This window comes from Bifidobacterium sp. W8112, assembly GCF_016101425.1.
In the GTDB taxonomy this organism is placed as follows: Bacteria; Actinomycetota; Actinomycetes; order Actinomycetales; family Bifidobacteriaceae; genus Bombiscardovia; species Bombiscardovia apousia.
The window spans coordinates 151,072-168,951 of record NZ_JACFQN010000001.1 but is presented as its reverse complement, the minus strand read 5'-3'; the positions used below and the strand labels follow the sequence as shown (position 1 = coordinate 168,951).

Genomic DNA, 17,880 nt, shown 5'->3' with positions numbered 1-17,880 from the left:
CCCCGTCAATGCGGCGCGTCGGGCCCGCCGGAGCCGTCCCCGTCCCCCTCATCCTCGTCGGGGTCGCGGTGATATCTGGGCAGGGTGATCTCGAAGTCCGCTCCGCGCGGATCGTCCACCACCTGCACCTGGCCTCCATGCAACTGGGCCGCCCAGCGGGCGATGGACAGCCCCAGCCCGGTGCCGCCTGACTCCGTGCCCGGGCCGGCCTTGCCCTTGACGAAGCGCCGGAAGATATCGGTACGGGCCTCGGGGGGTATCTGCGAGCCGAAGTTGACCACGTTGGTGACTATGGTCTCCTGCTGCCGGTCCTCGTGGGCCTGGATCAGCACCGTGGTGCCGTCGGCCGAGTGCTTCAGGGCGTTGCTGATGACGTTGGTGAAAAGCTGACGCAGCCGGTCCTGGTCGCCCTCCATTCTCAGGCCCTTCTCCAGGTCCACCTGGATGTCGTGAGCGTGCCCGGCGTCGGCTATGGCCAGGGGCTGGAGGGTCTCGTCGATGAAGTCCCCGAAGTCGAAGTCCTCGATCTGCAGGCTGGCGGCCCCGGCCTCCATCCTCGACAGGTCCAGCAGGAAGGCGATCAGGTCGGACAGGCGGTGGGTCTGCTCCAGGATCCCCTCCAGGTTGGCTGGCGTGGGCTCGGTCACCCCGTCCGCCATGTTCTCCACCATGGCCTGCAGGGCCGAGACGGGGGTGCGCAGCTCGTGGCTGACATTGGCCACCATGTCCCGGCGCATCTGGTCGGCGTGCTGGAGCTCCTCGGCCATCTCGTTGAAGGACTGGGCCAGGAGCCCGACCTCGTCATGGCTGGTCGTGGTGGCGTGGACCCGGACCGTATAGTCACCGTCGGCCATGGCCTCCGCCGCATCCCGCATCTGCCGCAGGGGAGCGGTGAGCCCTCGGGAGAAGAAGTAGGTGATCCCCAGGGCCACCACCAGGGTCAGCGGCATGGCGATCCAGCCGCTCCAGCCCATCTTCAGCAGGAACCAGGCCATGACGAAGGCGATGGCTGTGGAGATGATGATCAGGACACTCAGCTCCACCTTCAATGAGGCGAAGGATCCAATGGGCCGTTCGCGGTCCACCCGCGCACTCAGACTGGGCCCCTTGCGCCGGCTTTTGCCGTCCTTGCTCATGGCGTGCATCCGCGGCTGCTACCGCTGGTCCTGATCCTGATCCTCGGGCGGCTCGAAGGCGTAGCCCACGCCATGCACGGTGCGGATCATCTGCGAACCCAGCTTGTGGCGCAGGGCCTTGACGTGGGAGTCCACCGTCCTGGTGCCCGAGGCATCCACCCAGTCCCAGACCTCCTCCAGCAGCTTTTCGCGGGTGAGCACGGACTTGGGCCGACGGGCCAGCGTGGCCAGCAGGTCGAATTCGGTGGGGGTCAGGTGGATCTGCTCCCCGCGCAGGGTCACGATGCGCTGGGCCGGGTCGATGACCAGGGATCCGAAGTCCAGCACCTTCTCGTTCTCGGAGTTCTTGGCGATGACCTTGGCCCGCTCCACCCGGCGCAGGAGGGCCTTGCAGCGGGCGATCAGCTCGCGCATGGAGAAGGGCTTGGTCATGTAGTCGTCGGCGCCGGCGCCCAGACCGGTCACCTTGTCGGCCTCGTCGTCCCGGGCGGTCAGAATCAGCACCGGCACCGGCCGCTCGGCCACGATCCGCTTGGTGGCCTCCAGTCCGTCCATGACGGGCAGCATGATGTCCATGATGACCAGGTCGGGCTTGATCTGGGAGGCGGCCTGCACGGCGCTGGCACCGTCCGATGCCACCCGGGCCGTCCACCCTTCGGCGGTGATGCGCTGGGCTATGGCAGTGGCCAGGGTGGGTTCGTCCTCAACCACCAGGATGGTGCTGGGTGTAGTGTAGCGGCTTGTGTTTCTGATCATGCCTACCTCTGTCTTCGATCACTGATCCGCAAAACGATGCTCGTCATGCGGGGTGGAGCCTTGTCGGCATTCGTTCCACCACCGTCGTTTCTTCCAGAATAGTCTTCAGAGCCTCCAGGGGAAGTGTGCTCGCGGAGAATCGCGTCGTCCCAGGGCGCCCATCAACAAGTCCATGCGCAATGGCATTATTATATGGTATTTTCTCGACTCGTTCTGGAGGGCATATGGGTTACAAGGTCGGTGACATGGTCGTCTATCCGCGTCATGGGGCCGCCAGGGTGGACGCCATCACCGAACGGACCGTCAAGGGCGTCACCCGCAAGTACCTGCAGCTGTCCGTGCTCTCCTCGGACGGGCTGGTCATCAACGTCCCCGTCGAGAACGCGGCCAAGGTGGGCGTCAGAGACATCGTCGACGCCAAGGCGGTGGCCAAGGTCTTCGAGATCCTGCGCACCCCGGTGGTGGAGGAGAAGGAGATGAACTGGTCCCGCCGCTACAAGCTGAACGTGGAGAAGATCGCCACCGGCGAGGTCAACAAGATCGCCGAGGTGGTGCGCGACCTCTCCCAGCGTGACGTGGACGAGCACGGGCTGTCGGCGGGCGAGAAGCGGATGCTGATCAAGGCCCGCAAGATCCTGACCTCCGAGATCGCCCTGTCAGAGAAGCTGGACGAGGACGAGGCCCAGCGTCTGCTGGACGTCAACCTGGGCTATGCGGAGCCCATGCCCGGCGACGACAAGCACCATACCAAGTCCCCCAAGGAGCCGGCTTCCAAGACCCTGGCGCGGGTGGCCCAGGAGGCCGCCAAGACCAAGGGCAAGGGCAAGACCAAGGCCAAGCGCTGAGACCGGATCCGGTCATGGGCCATCCAAGCATTGGACTGGGCTTTGACGCCCATCGCTTTGATCCAACCGGTGAGCGTCCTCTCTGGCTGGCCTGCCTGTCCTGGAATGATGGAACTCCTGGCCTGTTGGGCGATTCTGATGGCGATGCCGCCGCCCATGCCCTGATTGATGCCATCCTGTCATCCGCCGATCTGGGCGATATCGGCACCCTGTTCGGCCTGGGATCACAGTCCCCCGGAGCGGGCATGCATGGGGCGGACATGCTGGCAAAGACCATGGACTGCCTGCATGGGCACGGTCGCAGGCTGCTCAACGCCTCCCTGGTCATCGTCGGACAGCGTCCCAGAATTTCCTCCCGTCGTCACCTGGCCCAGCAGGCCATGAGCCAGGCTGTTGGTGCACCGGTTCGGTTGACCGCTACCACTACCGATGGCATGGGTTTCACCGGTCACGACGAGGGCATCGCCGTCATGGCCACCGCCATGGTGGACTGACCGGCATCAGGCGCGCAGGGCCGCCCACCCCTTGGCCAGAGCCCAGAAGAGGGTGGACAGGGTCACGATGACGAAGCTTGGAGGAGCGGGAACCATGGCCGAAATCACCAGGCCTCCCCAGATGGAAGCCAGGCAGATCAGTCCCGACAGGAGCATGGCCCGCAGGGGAGAGGCCACCAGGATGTTGGCCGTGGCCGCCGGGGTGACGACCAGGGCGAAGATGAGCAGGGTTCCCACTGCCGGCACGGCGATGGTGATGACCCCGGCCATGATGGCCATGAAGGTCAGGTTCATCAGCCCGATGGGCACGCCACGGGCCTGGGCCACCTGCTCATCCAGGGAGCTGAAGAGCAGGGGCCGGTAGATCAGGGCCAGCAGGATCAGCAGGATTGCATCGAAGATGATGAAGCCAACGACCTGGCCCCGGGTGATGGTCAGGATGGATCCGAAGAGGATGGCCTGCATCTGCTGGGAGGCCGAACTGGACATCCTGGCGAAGAAGAGCCCCAGGCCGGTGGCGAAGGCCAGGACCGTGCCCGTGGCGATCTCCCGCTGGGAGGCCCGCTTGCCCAGGGCTCCGATGACCAGCGCCCCGCCCAGGGCGAACAGGCCCATGCCGGCAGAGACCGGCAGCCCCAGCAGGACGGCCCCTGTGGCCCCGGGCAGACCGATGTGGGCCAGGGCGTGGGCGGCGAAGGTGGAATGTCTGGCGATGGTGAAGTAGCCCATGGCTCCGGCGGCCACGGCGATGCACAATCCGGCCACCATGGCATTGCGCATGAAGGGGGCGGCGAGGATCTCCGTCCAATGGGGGTCGAAGACTGGCGTGGTCATGAGTTCCTTTCCCGGTCCGTCCCGTGCAGGCGGGCCACCTGGCTGGGTTGGTAGCGATTGTGGACGGGTCCGATCGGCTCGTCCATGTCGGGGGCCACGAACATGTCCCCCTGGGGAGTGGTGACCACCTCCACCTTGGTGCCGTAGAGGTGGGTGAGCAGGTCCGAGTCCAGCACGTCGTCCATGCGGGCGTAATGAGGGTGCCCGTCCAGCAGGTAGACCGCCCCGGTCAGCACAGGCAGCAGCATGTTCAGGTCGTGGGCCACCACCTGGATGGACATGCCCAGACGGCTGTTGAGCTGGGCCAGCAGGTGGACGGTGGCGCGCTGCCCGGCCAGGTCCAGATTGGCCAGGGGCTCGTCAAGCATGAGCAGATCAGGATCGCAGACCAGGGCCTGGGCGATGGCCACCCGCTGTCGCAGACCGCCGGAGAGCTGGGACAAGCGCAGGTGGGCCCTGTCCTCCACGCCGACGAAGCGCATGGCCTCTCTGGCGCGCTCGCGGTCCTGCCGGGTGACGGGGTGAATGCCGAACCGGGTGCCGGTCAGTCCCAGCAGGACGGATTGCTCGGCGGTCAGGTTGGAGTCGATATCCGAGGTGTAGCTCTGGGGTACGTAGCCGATGCGGTCGTTGGCCTGGCCGGCCGCTTGCCCCAGGACCTGCAGACTGCCGGCGTCCAGGGGGAGCAGACCCAGTTCGGCCTGCATCATGCTGGTCTTGCCCGTGCCGTTGGTGCCTACGATGGCGGTCACGGTTCCCGAGGGGATGGCGAAGGTTCCTTCAGACCAGATCAGCCGCCCGGATCGGCGGATGGCGGCATGGTCGAAGACGATGCAGGCCTGCGTGGATGTGCTGTCCGTGTCCGTATCCATGGCTTCCTTTCCTGCAAGGGCTCACAAGGTGAACCTGCTCTTATTGAGCATGATTCTCATTATCGCTGGGGAGGGGACAGCACGCAACTTCAGCAGTCGAGTCCTCCCGTCCCGGCCCTTGGACGGAGCTTCCGGTCGGGGAGGAATCTGCGCTAGTCTGGCCCAGACGACTTCGACAAGGGTTTGCGCCCGCTTGAATGATGGAGATGTATTGACTGCAGTGAAACTGGACGGCAAGGCGGCGGCTGCGGAACTCAAGGAGGACCTGCGCGCTCGCGTGGCGAGGCTGACGGCCATGGGACGCACTCCTGGGCTGGGGACCATCCTGGTGGGGGATGACCCCGGTTCAGTCAAATACGTAGAGGGCAAGCATCGGGACTGCAGCCAGGTGGGCATCAGGTCGATCAGGATTGATCTGCCCGCCGATGCCGGCAAGGAGCGGATTCTTGCTGCGGTGGATCAGTTCAACCAGGATCCTGAATGCACCGGCTACATCGTCCAGCTGCCCCTGCCCGAGGGCGTGGATCCCACCGAGATCATCGATCGCATCGATCCGGCCAAGGACGCCGACGGCATGCATCCTTACAGCCTGGGCCAGCTGGTCCTGCATACCGATGGCCAGGTGCGGACCCCCCTGCCCTGCACCCCGCGAGGGATCCTGTACCTGCTGGACCATTACGGGATTGACCTGGCCGGCAAGGAGGTCTGCGTGCTGGGCCGAGGATTGACCGTGGGCCGCACCATCGGTCTGCTCCTGACCAACCGCGGGGTGGATGCCACCGTGACCCTCTGCCATACCCGCACCAAGGACATTGACGCCCATCTGCGCAGGGCTGACGTGATCATCGCGGCCGTGGGCCGAGCCGGGCTGGTTGGTCCGGACCAGGTTCGCCAGGGTGCCGTCCTGGTGGATGTAGGCGTCTCCCGGATCTGGGACCAGCAGGAGGGGCGCTGGCGGATCAAGGGCGACATCGATCCGGCCGCCAGGCTGTCTGCAGCCGCTTATACGCCCAATCCCGGCGGGGTGGGGCCCATGACCCGGGCCATGCTCCTGGTCAATGTGGTCGAATCGGCTGAGCGAGCCGCCGGAATCCCTGTCTGCGACACGCCCGAGGTCTCCCGGCGACAATGACCGCAGTGTCTCCTATCATGGAGAATGTTCGCGCCTGCCGGCGGGAACGCATAACTCAATACGGAAAAAATATCCACCAACTATACAAGAAACAATTTCATTAATGGCAGAGAACAAGAAGGAAGTCCCCCAGGTCGCGGTCAATGACATCGGGTCCGAGGAAGACTTCATCAAGGCAGTCGATTCCACCATCAAGAACTTCGACGATGGGGATCTGGTCGAGGGGACGGTCGTTAAGATCGACCATGACGAGGTTCTGCTGGACATCGGCTACAAGACCGAGGGCGTGATTCCCTCCCGCGAGCTTTCCATCAAGAAGGATGTCGATCCCGACGATGTGGTCCAGGTCGGTGACACCATCGAGGCCCTGGTCGTCACCAAGGAGGACAAGGAAGGCCGCCTGATCCTGTCCAAGAAGCGTGCCCAGTACGAGCGCGCCTGGGGCGACATCGAGAAGATCAAGGAGGCTGACGGCGTCGTTGAGGGCACCGTCATCGAGGCCGTCAAGGGCGGGCTCATCGTCGACATCGGCCTGCGCGGCTTCCTGCCCGCATCCCTGGTCGAGATGCGCCGCGTGCGCGACCTGTCTCCCTACATCGGGCAGAAGATCAAGGCCAAGATCCTGGAGCTGGACAAGAACCGCAACAATGTGGTCCTCTCCCGCCGCCAGTACCTGGAGGAGACCCAGTCCGAGGTGCGCGAGACCTTCATGGCCCAGCTCAAGAAGGGCCAGATCCGCGAGGGCACGGTCAGCTCCATCGTCAACTTCGGCGCCTTCGTCGACCTGGGCGGTGTGGACGGCCTGATCCACGTCTCCGAGCTCTCCTGGAAGCACATCGATCACCCCAGCGAGGTCGTCAAGGTGGGCGACAAGGTCACCGTCGAGGTGCTGGATGTCGATATGGACCGCGAGCGCATCTCGCTGTCCCTCAAGGCCACCCAGGAAGATCCCTGGCAGCGCTTCGCCCGGACCCACGTGCCCGGACAGATCGTCAAGGGCAAGGTCACCAAGATCGTGCAGTTCGGTGTCTTCGTTTCCGTCGAGGACGGCATCGAGGGCCTGGTCCACATCTCCGAGCTGGCCAATCGTCACGTGGAGAACCCCGAGACCGTGGTCAAGCAGGGCGAGGAGATCTTCGTCAAGGTCATCGACGTTGACTTGGATCGCCGCCGCATCTCCCTGTCCCTCAAGCAGGCCGACGACTCCGTCGACCCGACCTCCGAGGACTTCGATCCGGCCATCTACGGCATGCCCGCCGAGTACGACGAGGAGGGCAACTACAAGTACCCCGAGGGCTTCGACCCCGAGAGCAACGAGTGGATCGCCGGCTACGAGAAGCAGCGGGAGGAGTGGGAGTCCCAGTATGCGGCCGCCCACGACCTCTGGGAGCAGCACAAGGCCTTCGTGGCCAAGGAGCTGGAGAACGCCGAGGCTTCGGCCGCCGAGGACAGCCGGTCCTCCCAGGCGCCTGCCTCCGGTTCGCGCTCCCGCCGTCAGAACTCCGAGGAGACCACCAACTACAGCTCGGAGTCCAGCTCCGAGGGCACCTTGGCCTCCGACGACCAGCTGGCCGCCCTGCGCGAGCAGCTGCTCAAGGAAAAGAAGTGAGCATTTAGCGGTGAATGGAGGGGTCCGGCCTCGGTCGGGCCCCTCCATTTGTATCTGCTGTCGTAAAGGATATGCGGGAGGTCAGGATGATACGTGTGGGGTTGACTGGCGGGATAGCGGCTGGCAAGAGCACGGTGGCGGCTCGGCTGGCTCAGGACGGAGCCAAGGTCATCGACTACGACCGGCTCTCCCATGAGGTCATTGCCCCGGGCGGACCCGGCGTAGGGCCGGTCCTGGATCGGTTTGGCACAGACTGTGGGGACGGCCAGGGGGGCGTGGACAGGTCAGCCCTGGCGGCACGGGTCTTCGGCGGCCCGGCGGCCGACCGGGACCGCGAGGACCTGGACGACATCATCCATCCGCTGGTCTATGAGCTGGCCGCCAAGGCCGAGCAGCCCTGGCTGGAGGGCTCCGAGGTGGTGGTCCATGAGGTGCCCCTGCTGACCGAGGTGGGCTCAGCCATTCCTTTTCATTTCGACAGGGTCCTGCTGGTGGAGGCCCCAAGCCAGGTGAGGATTGCGCGTATGGTGAATCAGCGGCATATGACGCCAAGCCAGGCTGTTGAGCGCATCGGTTCCCAGACCAGCAGCAGTTCGCGACGCGCCCAGGCCGATCTGTTGGTGGACGGATCCCAGCCTATCGAACAAATGTTCGAGTCTGTTGATAGAATATATGAAGAGCTGAAATCCTTGGCCCAGGGGTCCTCGCACAGCGACTGAGGGGCCTTGGCGAATGACGCATCCTGGAAGGGAGTTTCATGGGGTTCAACATTGAGCGGACCGACAAGCCCTTCGTGGTCAAGTCTCCCTACAAGCCCTCCGGCGACCAGCCAGAGGCCATCGAGGAGCTGGCCACTCGGATCGAGAACGGCGAGAACGACGTGGTGCTCATGGGCGCCACCGGCACCGGCAAGACCGCGACCACGGCCTGGCTGATCGAGCGCCTGCAGCGGCCCACTCTGATTCTGGAGCCCAACAAGACCCTGGCCGCCCAGCTCTGCGCCGAGTTCCGCGAGCTCATGCCCGACAACGCGGTCTCCTACTTCGTCTCCTACTACGACTACTACCAGCCCGAGGCCTACATCCCTCAAACGGATACCTATATCGAGAAGGACTCGAACATCAACGACGACGTGGAGCGGCTCCGGCACGCCGCCACGGCCAACCTGCTGACCAGGCGCGACTGTGTGGTGGTGGCCACCGTCTCCTGCATCTACGGCTTGGGCACGCCCGAGGAATACGCCGGACGCATGCTCTTCCTGCACGAGGGTGACCGGATCAACCGCGACGACCTGCTGCGCAAGTTCGTGGACATGCAGTACAAGCGCAACGACATCGCCTTCACCCGTGGCACCTTCCGCGTGCGCGGCGACACAGTCGAGATCATCCCCGTCTATGAGGAGCTGGCCGTCCGCATCGAATTCTTCGGGGACGAGATCGACCGCATCTCCACACTGCACCCGCTGACCGGAGACGAGATCGCCCATGAGACCTCCGTGCACATCTTCCCCGCCTCCCACTATGTGGCCGGTCCCGAGCGGATGGAGCGCGCCCTGAAGACCATCAAGGAGGAGCTGGACTGGCGTGTGGGCCAGCTGCGCAAGCAGGGCAAGGAGCTGGAGGCCCAGAGGCTGACCATGCGCACCACCTACGACCTGGAGATGCTCACCCAGATCGGCACCTGCTCTGGAGTGGAGAACTATTCCCGCCACTTCGACGGGCGCGAACCCGGTTCCCCGCCCCATACCCTGCTGGACTTCTTCCCCGACGACTTCCTGTTGGTCATCGACGAGTCCCATGTGACGGTTCCCCAGATCGGAGCCATGTACGAGGGGGATGCCAGCCGCAAGCGGACCCTGGTCGAGCACGGCTTCCGTCTGCCCTCGGCCATGGACAACCGTCCGCTCAAGTGGCCCGAGTTTCTGGACAAGGTGGGCCAGACCGTCTACCTGTCGGCTACGCCGGGCGACTATGAGATGGGCCTGTCCGACGGGGTGGTGGAGCAGGTCATCCGACCCACAGGCCTTCTGGATCCCGAGGTGGAGGTCAGGCCGGTCAAGGGCCAGGTGGACGACCTCCTGGACGAGATCAAGGCCCGGGTGGATCGTCACGAGCGTGTTCTGGTGACCACGCTGACCAAGAAGATGGCCGAGGATCTGACCGACTACCTGCTGGAGCGCGACATCAAGGTGGAGTATCTGCATTCGGACGTGGACACCCTGCGGCGGGTGGAGCTCCTGCGGGAGCTGCGCGAGGGCAAGATCGACGTCATTGTGGGCATCAACCTCCTGCGCGAGGGGCTGGACCTGCCCGAGGTCTCCCTGGTGGCTATTCTGGATGCGGACAAGGAGGGCTTCCTGCGCTCCTACCGCTCCCTGATCCAGACCATCGGCCGTGCGGCCAGGAACGTGTCCGGCAAGGTCATCATGTACGCGGACGAGGTCACCGACTCCATGGACAAGGCCATCAGCGAGACCAACCGTCGCCGGGCCAAGCAGATCGCCTACAACAAGGAGCACGGCGTGGACCCCAAGCCGCTGATCAAGAAAATCAGCGACGTCAACGACATGCTGGCCAAGGAAGACGTGGACACCCAGACCCTGCTGGCGGGCGGCTACCGCAACGCCAACAAGGCCGGCAACTCCCACCTGGGCGTGCCCCTCTATGACAAGGACGAGGCTGACAAGCGGCATCAGGAGATCCTCCAGGCCGGTCTGCCGGCGCAGGACCTTGCCGACCTGATCCGTCAGCTGAGCGACCAGATGCACACGGCTGCGCAACAGCTGCAGTTCGAGCTTGCAGCCCGTCTGCGCGACGAAATCAAGGATCTGAAGAAGGAGCTGCGTCAGATGACCGAGGCCAAAAAGTAAGCAGACCAATACGTAAGTCGGGCCTGTGATGTGGAGGCAAGAGCATCACAGGCCCGACTTGCAGACCGCTGCCTGTGAGGATGTCCTACGGGCAGACGGGGGAGACGAGCACGTCATATCTTGCCGCTAGAGTCTGGTGGTATGTCCGAGACACCTCTGCCGTTCATGGTTGTGAGCCTGGTTGTGCTGGCCGTCTTCTTCGTGGTCGATCTTCTGGTGATCGGGCGTAGGCCGCACGTGCCTTCGACCGGCGAGTGCGTCAGGCACATCGGCTTCTTCGTGGTCATGGCTCTGATTTTTGGTGCTTTGATCTGGAAGGTGGCCGGATCCAAGCCGGCCATCGAGTTCTATTCGGGCTGGCTGACCGAATACTCGCTCAGCATCGACAACCTCTTCGTCTTCGTCATCATCATGAGCAATTTCGCCGTGCCCCTGCAGCTTCAGCGCTATGTGCTCAGCGTCGGCATCACCATCGCCCTGCTGCTGCGCGGCGTCTTCATCCTGGCCGGGACGGCGCTGATCACCCGCTTCACCTGGGTCTTCTTCATCTTCGGCTTCTTCCTGCTCTATACCGCCTGGAACATGGTCTCCAGCCGGGGCAAGCAGGAGGAGTACCACGAGAACGGGCTGATCAGGGCCCTGCGCCGGGTCATCCCTATCACCAGCCATTACGATGGTGAGCGTCTGCGGACCACCTTCGAGGGCAAGCGCTATTTCACGCCCATGCTGGTGGTCTTCCTGGCCATCGGCACCACCGATGTCATGTTCGCCTTTGACTCCATTCCGGCCATCTTCGGACTGACCAAGGATCCCTTCATCGTCTTCACCTCCAATGTCTTTGCCCTGCTGGGCCTTCAGCAGCTCTACTTCCTGCTGGGATCCCTGCTGGACAAGCTGGAGTATCTGCCCCTGGGGCTGGCTGTGGTCCTGGCCTTCATCGGCGTCAAGCTGATCCTGGAGGCTCTGCACGGCAACACCTTGCCTTTCATCAACGGCGGGCACCCCCTGACAGCCGTTCCTGATATTCCGACCTGGGCATCCCTGCTGGTCATCGTCCTGGCCGTAGGCATCGCGGCTTTGGCTTCAGTGCTCAAGAGCCGTCGCCAGTCCCTTGCAACAGCCTCGCAGGGGAAAAACCAATAAACAAACCTTTGAATCACAAGGGGTGTTAGCGCTAACGGGAAATAGTGGTTTCCATCAGGCCGAGTCTGTACAATAGAACGGTAAACAGGAAAAAGAACAGGCAGGTAGCATATGCGCAAAGCCAAGATCGTCGACACCATCGGGCCGGCTTCGGAGTCTCTGGAGAACATCACCAAGCTGGTCAATGCCGGCATGGATGTGGCCAGGCTCAACCGGTCACACGGCACCCCTGAAGATCACCTCAAGGTTTACAACAACGTTCGTCAGGCCAGCAAGGAGACTGGACGAAACGTGGCGGCCCTGGTCGATCTGCAAGGTCCCAAGATTCGCTGTGGCTGGTTCAAGAAGAATGAGCAGGGCGAAGACAAGGTCAATCTCAAGGAGGGTCAGGAGTTCATCATCACCACCGACGATGTCGAGGGTGACGAGCACATGACCTCCACCACCTTCAAGGGTCTGCCCGGGGACTGCCACCCCGGCGATCCCATCCTGATTGACGACGGCAAGGTCCGCCTGGAGGTCACCAAGGTCGAGGGCAACCAGGTCTACACCAAGGTGGTCGTGGCCGGTTCTGTCTCCTCCCACAAGGGCATCAACCTGCCTGGCGTGGCTGTGAGTCTGCCGGCGTTGACCCCCAAGGACGAGGAGGACCTGCGTTGGGGCATCCGCACCGGCGCCGACATCATCGCCATGTCCTTCGTCCGCTTCGCCACCGACATCGACCGCGCCCACGAGATCATGGACGAGGAGGGTCGCCGCATCCCCATCGTGGCCAAGATCGAGAAGCCCCAGGCTGTTGAGAACCTGGAGGAGATCGTCAAGGCCTTTGACGGCATCATGGTGGCCCGCGGCGATATGGCTGTGGAGATGCCCTTCGAGCAGGTCCCACTGGTGACCAAGCGCTGCATCGAGCTGGCCCGTCAGTACGCCAAGCCGGTCATCGTCGCCACCGAGGTCCTGGGCTCCATGGTGCATTCGCCCATCCCCAGCCGCGCTGAGGCCTCCGACTGCGCCAATGCCGTTCTTGACGGCGCCGATGCCACCATGACCTCCAATGAGACCGCCGTGGGCGAATACCCTGACACCACGGTGTCCACCATGGCCCGGATCTCCGACTACGCCACCACGCACGGCTTCGACCGTATCCCGGCCATGCACAACCTGGATATGTCCAACTCTGGCGCCGTCTCCTCCGCCGCCGTGGATCTGGCCGACAAGATCAACGCCAAGGCCATCGTGGCCTTCACCCAGACGGGCAACACCGTGCACCGGATCTCCCGCGAGCGTCCGGCTGCCCCCATCTATGCACTGACCACCAATGAGCACACCTATCATTGGCTGGCCTTGAGCTGGGGCACCGAGGCGTTCCTCTGCGGGCAGGACTACCACGACTTCAATCGCGCAGACCTGATGAACTTCGTGGACTCCACCTTGAAGAAGCAGGGCAAGGTCTCCGACGGCGACTGCCTGGTGGTGCTCAGCTGCGCCCAGGGCGAGCATGAGCCGGGCAACACCGACTGCATCTACGTCCACACCGTGGGCTCCAACGAGTGATTCTCAGATTTGCCGCCTGACTGTCGATTGAGTCAGTCAGGCGGACCCTGAGATTCCCAAGATGCTGATGAAGCAGTGAACCGGTGGTCTTTCCCCGTTGGTAAATGCAGGGGGGAGAGGCCACCGGTTCCTTGTCTGAAGGTGCCGGTCTCAACCAGATATGTCAACCTGTGAAAACATGCAGTAGCTCCAGATCTGTGCGTCAGTGCAGGTCGGAAAGTCCGATTTTGGCCCGCAGGATGGCGATGGTGGTTTTGGCGTCCAGTATGGTCCCTGCAATCACCATGTCGTAGGCCTCATCCACGGTGAAGAGTCGCACGTTCTGGTGCGGGGTCTCTGGTGCCAGGCTGGCCGGCTGGACCGGGGTCAGGCCCTCCGCGTAGAAGAGCGTGGTGTGCTGGGTGGAGAAGCTGGGAGTATTGATGAACCTAGCGAACTGGTTAAAGGAGGCAGCCTTGTATCCGGCCTCCTCGCGCAACCGCCTGGTGGCCACATCGATGGGGGCTTCCTTGTCGTTGAGCGGATGCCCGGCCGGCAGCTCAAGGGTCCAGCGGTGGGTGGGCAGACGGTACTGCTCGACCAGCGGTATCCTTCCGTCGTCGGTGATGGCCAGGACGGCGATGGTGTCTCCATGCTTCTCGCTGACGATGCTGCGATCGAAGGTCTGATTGTCGCTGGATTCAAAGGTGACCCTGTCGACGCTGAAGTAGTGGCTGTCCATAATCTGCTTGCGGGCCTTCTCCTGGACGGGGGAGGTGCGCCAAGGATCGAACCGTCGATAGATCTGAGTGGTCATCATGCTCTCCTTCGACTGCTGATGTGCCTGTATACATACCTGTCTTCATTCTAAGGCAGATTCAACACGAATAACCTTGCGTCGTCGCCAAAGTATGGTAGATTCTCTGTGGTAACGAAAAGCCCCCGTATCCCAATTGGTAGAGGAAACGGCCTCAAAATCCGTGCAGTGTGAGTTCGAGTCTCACCGGGGGCACGATAAAGCGAACCCCATCCGTCTCTCATCGGTTTCCGCTGAAGCTCGGATGGACTTTCAGGAAATGAGGTTGAAAGTGGCTTCAGAGAGTAAGAACCGCAGCGATTCCCCCGAAGGGCGGACCGTGGTTGTGGCGGAGGACGAGGCTTTGATCAGGCTCGATACCGTCGAAGCTCTCGAGGATGCCGGCTATGACGTGGTCGGCCAGGCGGCCAGCGGCCAGGAGGCCATTGATCTGACTCGCGAGCTGAGGCCTGACGTGGTGGTCATGGATGTGAAGATGCCCGGCACTGACGGCATTACCGCCGCCACTGAGATCGGCAAGGAGAACCTGGCCCCGGTGGTTATGCTGACGGCGTTCTCCCAGCAGAGCCTGGTTGAGAAGGCGGCTGATGCTGGAGCCATGGCCTACGTGGTCAAGCCTTTCGCTCCTGAAAAGCTGCTGCCGGCCCTTGAGGTAGCTATCTCACGCTTCGACCAGATCAACGCCCTGAAGGACGAGGTCACCGACATGAAGGCCCGCTTCGAGGCCCGCAAGCGGGTGGATCGGGCCAAGGGCCTGCTCATGGAGAGCATGGGGATGACCGAGTCCGAGGCCTTCCGCTGGATCCAGAAGACCTCCATGGACCGCAGGCTGACCATGCAGGAGGTGGCCGACGTGGTCATCAACAACGTGGCCAACCAGAACGACCGTTAGCCCTCCCATGGAAGACCAGACGAAGAAGCAGGACAAGGACGGCCGCACCCTGCTGGTCGTCGATGGACATTCGCTGGCCTTCCGGGCCTTCTATGCCCTTCCGGTCGAGAGTTTCACCACCTCGACCGGGCAGCCCACCAATGCGGTGTGGGGATTTGCCACCATGCTGGCGGATGTCATGGCCAAGGAGAAGCCCACCCATATGGGCGTGGCCTTTGACGTCAAGGGCGGCACCTTCCGCAATGCCATGCTGCCCCAGTACAAGGGCACCCGTGAGGCCGCCCCCAAGGAACTGCTCAGCCAGCTGCCGCTGATCCAGGACCTGCTCAAGGGCCTGGGCATCACCTATATCGAAAAGCCCGGCTACGAGGGCGATGACATCATCGGCACACTGGCCACCATGGGGGAGCAGGCCGGGTTCAAGACCCTGGTTCTGTCGGGCGACAGGGATGCCTTCCAGCTGGTGGACAACGACATCACCGTGCTCTACCCCGGCCACCACTTCAAGAACCTCAAGCACATGACCCCCCAGGCCATCATGGATCGTTACAAGGTGACCCCGGAGCAGTATCCCGATCTGGCCGCCATGCGCGGCGAGGGCGCCGACAACATCCCTGGCGTGCCGGGCGTGGGCGACGGTTATGCCGCCAAGTGGATCAACAAGTACGGATCGCTGGATTCCATCCTGGAGCACGCCGATGAGATCGGCGGCAAGAAGGGTCAGGCCCTGGCGGAGAACGCCAACCAGGTGCGGCTCAACCGGAAGGTCAACGCCCTGGTGCGCGACCTAGACCTGGGTGTGAAGGTGGAAGATCTGCGTTTTGGCACCATCCATACGGATCAGGTGCTGCCCATCTTCGAGCAGTTGCAGTTCGGCCCTCAGACCCGCAAGAAGATCCTGCGCGGATTCAACACGGTAGCCGATTACGATTATTCTCCAGCCTCGGCACTGGTTGATGTCAGCAACAAGCAGGAGGAGTTCGTCCAGCCCGAGCGTGATAAGGCGGAGTCCGGCGACCAGCTGCGGGATTGGTGCGAGAAGCACCTGCCGGACAAGGCCCTTTGCCAGCGCTCGGCGGATCATGTCAAGGCCATGGCCGATTCCCTGGACAAAATCAAGGACATCGGCGACTCCGACCAGCATGCCATGTGCTGCAGCGAGGCCATGAAGGAGCACTGGGTTCTCCACGCCATCGGCTGGGCCAAGCACGGCGACTATGGCCTGGAGGAGCTGGCCATTCTCTCCATGGACGGCCATGGTCTGGTCCTCATGGCCGAAGATATTGACCAAGACATGCGTGGGGCCATCCAGGAGCTGATCGACCAGCGGATCGGCACCTGCGTGGTCCATGGCTACAAGGAGCACCTGCACCTCTTGGAGAGCCAGGGGTTGCACATGCCCCTGCCCTTGTTCGACACCAAGCTGGCAGGCTATCTGGCTGAGCCTGATTTTCATGCCGACAACCTGGAGCAGGCCGTCGCCCATTTCCTGGCCATCCCCGTAGAGGAGGAGCCCGAGGCTACCCAGGGGGCCTTGGCCCTGGACGGGCGAGAGGACGAGGACGAACGTAGGCGGGGGACCCGGATTCTGCGCCAGGCGCAGTACGTCATGATGGTCTCCGAGCGGCTGCAGGAGCTGATGGACGAGCGTCACCAGTACGGCCTGCTACGCACCATAGAGTTGCCCACCTCGGCAGTCCTGGCGCAGATGGAGACCGAAGGCGCCAAGGTGGACGATGCCCGCCTGAAGGAGATGCACGACCGGTTCGCCGCTGAAGCCCGCCAGGCTCAGGAAATCGCCTGGGACAGGGCCGGCAGCCGTGTCAACCTGCAGAGCCCCAAGCAGCTGAGCAAGGTGCTTTTCGACGACATGGGCCTGGTGCCCACCCACAGGACCAAGACCGGTTCCTACTCGACCAATGTCTCGGTTCTGCAGGACCTGTACATCAAGTCGGTCAACAACGAGCGGGCCAACGACTTTCTGGGCGCCCTGCTCAAGCACAGGGAGACCAACAAGCTCAAGCAGATTGTGCAGACCCTGCGCGAGGCTGTCAATCCTCGGGATGGAAGGCTGCACACCACCTACGAGCAGACCGTGGCCGCTACTGGCCGGCTGAGCTCGGTGGATCCCAACCTCCAGAACATCCCCAACCGTGATGCCAGGGGCCGCGAGATCCGCTCGGCCTTTGTGCCTGGCAGCGGCTACGAGGCGCTGCTCTCTTCGGACTACTCCCAGGTGGAGCTGCGGATCATGGCCCATCTTTCCGGGGATCAGGCCCTGATCGATGCTTTCAAGTCGGGTGCCGACTTCCACCGGTACGTGGCCAGCCTGGTCTACGACATTCCCATGGAGGAGGTCACCGGGGACCAGCGCTCCCATGTGAAGGCCATGAGCTACGGCCTGGCCTATGGACTGAGCACCTACGGCCTGGCCCAGCAGCTTAAGATCAGCCCGGCTGCGGCTGACGTGCTGCGCGCCAAGTACTTCGCCACCTTCGGCAAGGTTCATGAGTACCTGGAGTCCCTGGTGGCCGATGCCCGTGAGAAGGGTTACACCGAGACCATGTTCGGTCGGCGGCGCTACTTCCCTGGGCTGCGCTCCAAGCGTCGTCCAACCCGTGAGGCTGCTGAGCGGGCCGCCCTGAATGCGCCCATCCAGGGGTCGGCGGCCGACATCATGAAGATCGCCATGATCAAGGCCAGCCGTGCCTTGTCCGATCAGGGGCTGAAGAGTCGCATCTCCCTGCAGATCCACGATGAATTGGTGGTGGAGATCGCTCCCGGAGAGACCGACAAGGCCACCAAGCTGGTCAAGGATTCCATGGAACATGCCGTTGAATTGGCCGTGCCCCTGGACGTGTCCACCGGCATAGGCCAGGACTGGGAGCTGGCTGCTCACTGACCTGCCGTGGGGTGCCCTGGGCCCAGCAGGATCCGAGGAGGGATCG

At 63.2% G+C, this 17,880-nt stretch carries 15 protein-coding genes and 1 tRNA gene; 11 read left to right on the top strand and 5 right to left on the bottom strand.

What is annotated here, in order from left to right; translation table 11 throughout:
- Positions 1-5: 5 nt before the first annotated feature.
- Together H3T92_RS00710 and H3T92_RS00705 are read right to left on the bottom strand one after the other, a co-directional pair.
- Positions 6-1,136 (bottom strand): sensor histidine kinase, encoded by a 1,131-nt coding sequence (locus tag H3T92_RS00710; protein ID WP_144085688.1) that lies wholly within the window; start codon positions 1,134-1,136, stop codon positions 6-8.
- 18 nt (positions 1,137-1,154) lie between these two features.
- Complete coding sequence (locus tag H3T92_RS00705) at positions 1,155-1,892, bottom strand: response regulator transcription factor (RefSeq protein WP_101432493.1); 738 nt, start codon at positions 1,890-1,892, stop codon at positions 1,155-1,157.
- A 224-nt stretch (positions 1,893-2,116) separates the two neighbouring features.
- On the opposite strand from H3T92_RS00705, the gene H3T92_RS00700 reads away from it, so the two are divergent.
- Positions 2,117-2,737, top strand: coding sequence for a CarD family transcriptional regulator (locus H3T92_RS00700; RefSeq protein ID WP_024627346.1), 621 nt, complete (start codon positions 2,117-2,119; stop codon positions 2,735-2,737).
- Between the two features lie 14 nt (positions 2,738-2,751).
- Positions 2,752-3,231 carry a 2-C-methyl-D-erythritol 2,4-cyclodiphosphate synthase gene (locus tag H3T92_RS00695; RefSeq protein WP_144085687.1) on the top strand — a complete coding sequence of 160 codons (480 nt, stop codon included), beginning with the start codon at positions 2,752-2,754 and terminating at the stop codon, positions 3,229-3,231.
- 6 nt (positions 3,232-3,237) lie between these two features.
- Here the strand turns inward: H3T92_RS00695 and H3T92_RS00690 are convergent, their stop codons facing one another.
- Together H3T92_RS00690 and H3T92_RS00685 are read right to left on the bottom strand one after the other, a co-directional pair.
- On the bottom strand, positions 3,238-4,065 hold the full coding sequence (locus H3T92_RS00690; protein WP_045924561.1) for a metal ABC transporter permease: 828 nt from the start codon (positions 4,063-4,065) through the stop codon (positions 3,238-3,240).
- Positions 4,062-4,937 carry an ABC transporter ATP-binding protein gene (locus tag H3T92_RS00685; protein WP_144085686.1) on the bottom strand — a complete coding sequence of 292 codons (876 nt, stop codon included), beginning with the start codon at positions 4,935-4,937 and terminating at the stop codon, positions 4,062-4,064. Before H3T92_RS00685 ends, H3T92_RS00690 begins: the two co-directional genes overlap by 4 nt.
- Before the next feature lie 211 nt (positions 4,938-5,148).
- Here H3T92_RS00685 and H3T92_RS00680 point away from each other — a divergent pair, with 211 nt between their 5' ends.
- The 6 genes from H3T92_RS00680 to pyk all read left to right on the top strand — a co-directional run bounded on the left by H3T92_RS00680 (position 5,149) and on the right by pyk (position 13,244).
- The gene (locus H3T92_RS00680) at positions 5,149-6,069 is read left to right on the top strand and encodes a bifunctional methylenetetrahydrofolate dehydrogenase/methenyltetrahydrofolate cyclohydrolase (protein WP_144085685.1); all 921 of its coding nucleotides are present in this window, start codon (positions 5,149-5,151) and stop codon (positions 6,067-6,069) included.
- Positions 6,070-6,172: 103 nt separating this feature from the next.
- The gene (gene rpsA / locus H3T92_RS00675) at positions 6,173-7,678 is read left to right on the top strand and encodes a 30S ribosomal protein S1 (RefSeq protein ID WP_144085684.1); all 1,506 of its coding nucleotides are present in this window, start codon (positions 6,173-6,175) and stop codon (positions 7,676-7,678) included.
- 71 nt (positions 7,679-7,749) lie between these two features.
- Positions 7,750-8,397 carry a dephospho-CoA kinase gene (gene coaE / locus H3T92_RS00670; RefSeq protein ID WP_232341979.1) on the top strand — a complete coding sequence of 216 codons (648 nt, stop codon included), beginning with the start codon at positions 7,750-7,752 and terminating at the stop codon, positions 8,395-8,397.
- A gap of 38 nt (positions 8,398-8,435) precedes the next feature.
- Positions 8,436-10,547, top strand: a complete 2,112-nt coding sequence (gene uvrB, locus H3T92_RS00665; RefSeq protein ID WP_101432488.1) for an excinuclease ABC subunit UvrB — start codon at positions 8,436-8,438, stop codon at positions 10,545-10,547.
- A 141-nt stretch (positions 10,548-10,688) separates the two neighbouring features.
- Positions 10,689-11,690, top strand: coding sequence for a TerC family protein (locus H3T92_RS00660; RefSeq protein WP_144085683.1), 1,002 nt, complete (start codon positions 10,689-10,691; stop codon positions 11,688-11,690).
- Positions 11,691-11,801: 111 nt separating this feature from the next.
- Positions 11,802-13,244 (top strand): pyruvate kinase, encoded by a 1,443-nt coding sequence (pyk, locus tag H3T92_RS00655; protein ID WP_144085682.1) that lies wholly within the window; start codon positions 11,802-11,804, stop codon positions 13,242-13,244.
- Positions 13,245-13,446: 202 nt separating this feature from the next.
- Here pyk and H3T92_RS00650 read toward each other — a convergent pair whose 3' ends face one another.
- The gene (locus tag H3T92_RS00650) at positions 13,447-14,040 is read right to left on the bottom strand and encodes an NUDIX domain-containing protein (protein ID WP_024627356.1); all 594 of its coding nucleotides are present in this window, start codon (positions 14,038-14,040) and stop codon (positions 13,447-13,449) included.
- A 121-nt stretch (positions 14,041-14,161) separates the two neighbouring features.
- On the opposite strand from H3T92_RS00650, the gene H3T92_RS00645 reads away from it, so the two are divergent.
- From H3T92_RS00645 to polA, 3 genes are all read left to right on the top strand, one after another.
- Positions 14,162-14,235 (top strand) — tRNA-Leu (locus H3T92_RS00645).
- A gap of 64 nt (positions 14,236-14,299) precedes the next feature.
- Entirely contained in the window at positions 14,300-14,932 is a 633-nt protein-coding gene (locus tag H3T92_RS00640; protein WP_197071164.1) for an ANTAR domain-containing response regulator, read from the top strand.
- A 7-nt stretch (positions 14,933-14,939) separates the two neighbouring features.
- Entirely contained in the window at positions 14,940-17,834 is a 2,895-nt protein-coding gene (gene polA / locus H3T92_RS00635) for a DNA polymerase I (RefSeq protein ID WP_144085681.1), read from the top strand.
- Positions 17,835-17,880 lie beyond the last annotated feature (46 nt).

What these genes read in the sequence shown, in the direction of transcription:
- rpsA (WP_144085684.1), top strand. Translation starts at nt 6,173, where the DNA reads ATGGCAGAGAACAAGAAGGAAGTCCCCCAGGTCGCGGTCAATGACATC.
- H3T92_RS00690 (WP_045924561.1), bottom strand. Translation starts at nt 4,065, where the DNA reads ATGACCACGCCAGTCTTCGACCCCCATTGGACGGAGATCCTCGCCGCC.
- H3T92_RS00700 (WP_024627346.1), top strand. Translation starts at nt 2,117, where the DNA reads ATGGGTTACAAGGTCGGTGACATGGTCGTCTATCCGCGTCATGGGGCC.
- H3T92_RS00710 (WP_144085688.1), bottom strand. Translation starts at nt 1,136, where the DNA reads ATGAGCAAGGACGGCAAAAGCCGGCGCAAGGGGCCCAGTCTGAGTGCG.
- H3T92_RS00705 (WP_101432493.1), bottom strand. Translation starts at nt 1,892, where the DNA reads ATGATCAGAAACACAAGCCGCTACACTACACCCAGCACCATCCTGGTG.
- H3T92_RS00650 (WP_024627356.1), bottom strand. Translation starts at nt 14,040, where the DNA reads ATGACCACTCAGATCTATCGACGGTTCGATCCTTGGCGCACCTCCCCC.
- uvrB (WP_101432488.1), top strand. Translation starts at nt 8,436, where the DNA reads ATGGGGTTCAACATTGAGCGGACCGACAAGCCCTTCGTGGTCAAGTCT.
- H3T92_RS00685 (WP_144085686.1), bottom strand. Translation starts at nt 4,937, where the DNA reads ATGGATACGGACACGGACAGCACATCCACGCAGGCCTGCATCGTCTTC.
- H3T92_RS00695 (WP_144085687.1), top strand. Translation starts at nt 2,752, where the DNA reads ATGGGCCATCCAAGCATTGGACTGGGCTTTGACGCCCATCGCTTTGAT.
- coaE (WP_232341979.1), top strand. Translation starts at nt 7,750, where the DNA reads ATGCGGGAGGTCAGGATGATACGTGTGGGGTTGACTGGCGGGATAGCG.
- H3T92_RS00660 (WP_144085683.1), top strand. Translation starts at nt 10,689, where the DNA reads ATGTCCGAGACACCTCTGCCGTTCATGGTTGTGAGCCTGGTTGTGCTG.
- H3T92_RS00640 (WP_197071164.1), top strand. Translation starts at nt 14,300, where the DNA reads ATGAGGTTGAAAGTGGCTTCAGAGAGTAAGAACCGCAGCGATTCCCCC.
- polA (WP_144085681.1), top strand. Translation starts at nt 14,940, where the DNA reads ATGGAAGACCAGACGAAGAAGCAGGACAAGGACGGCCGCACCCTGCTG.
- pyk (WP_144085682.1), top strand. Translation starts at nt 11,802, where the DNA reads ATGCGCAAAGCCAAGATCGTCGACACCATCGGGCCGGCTTCGGAGTCT.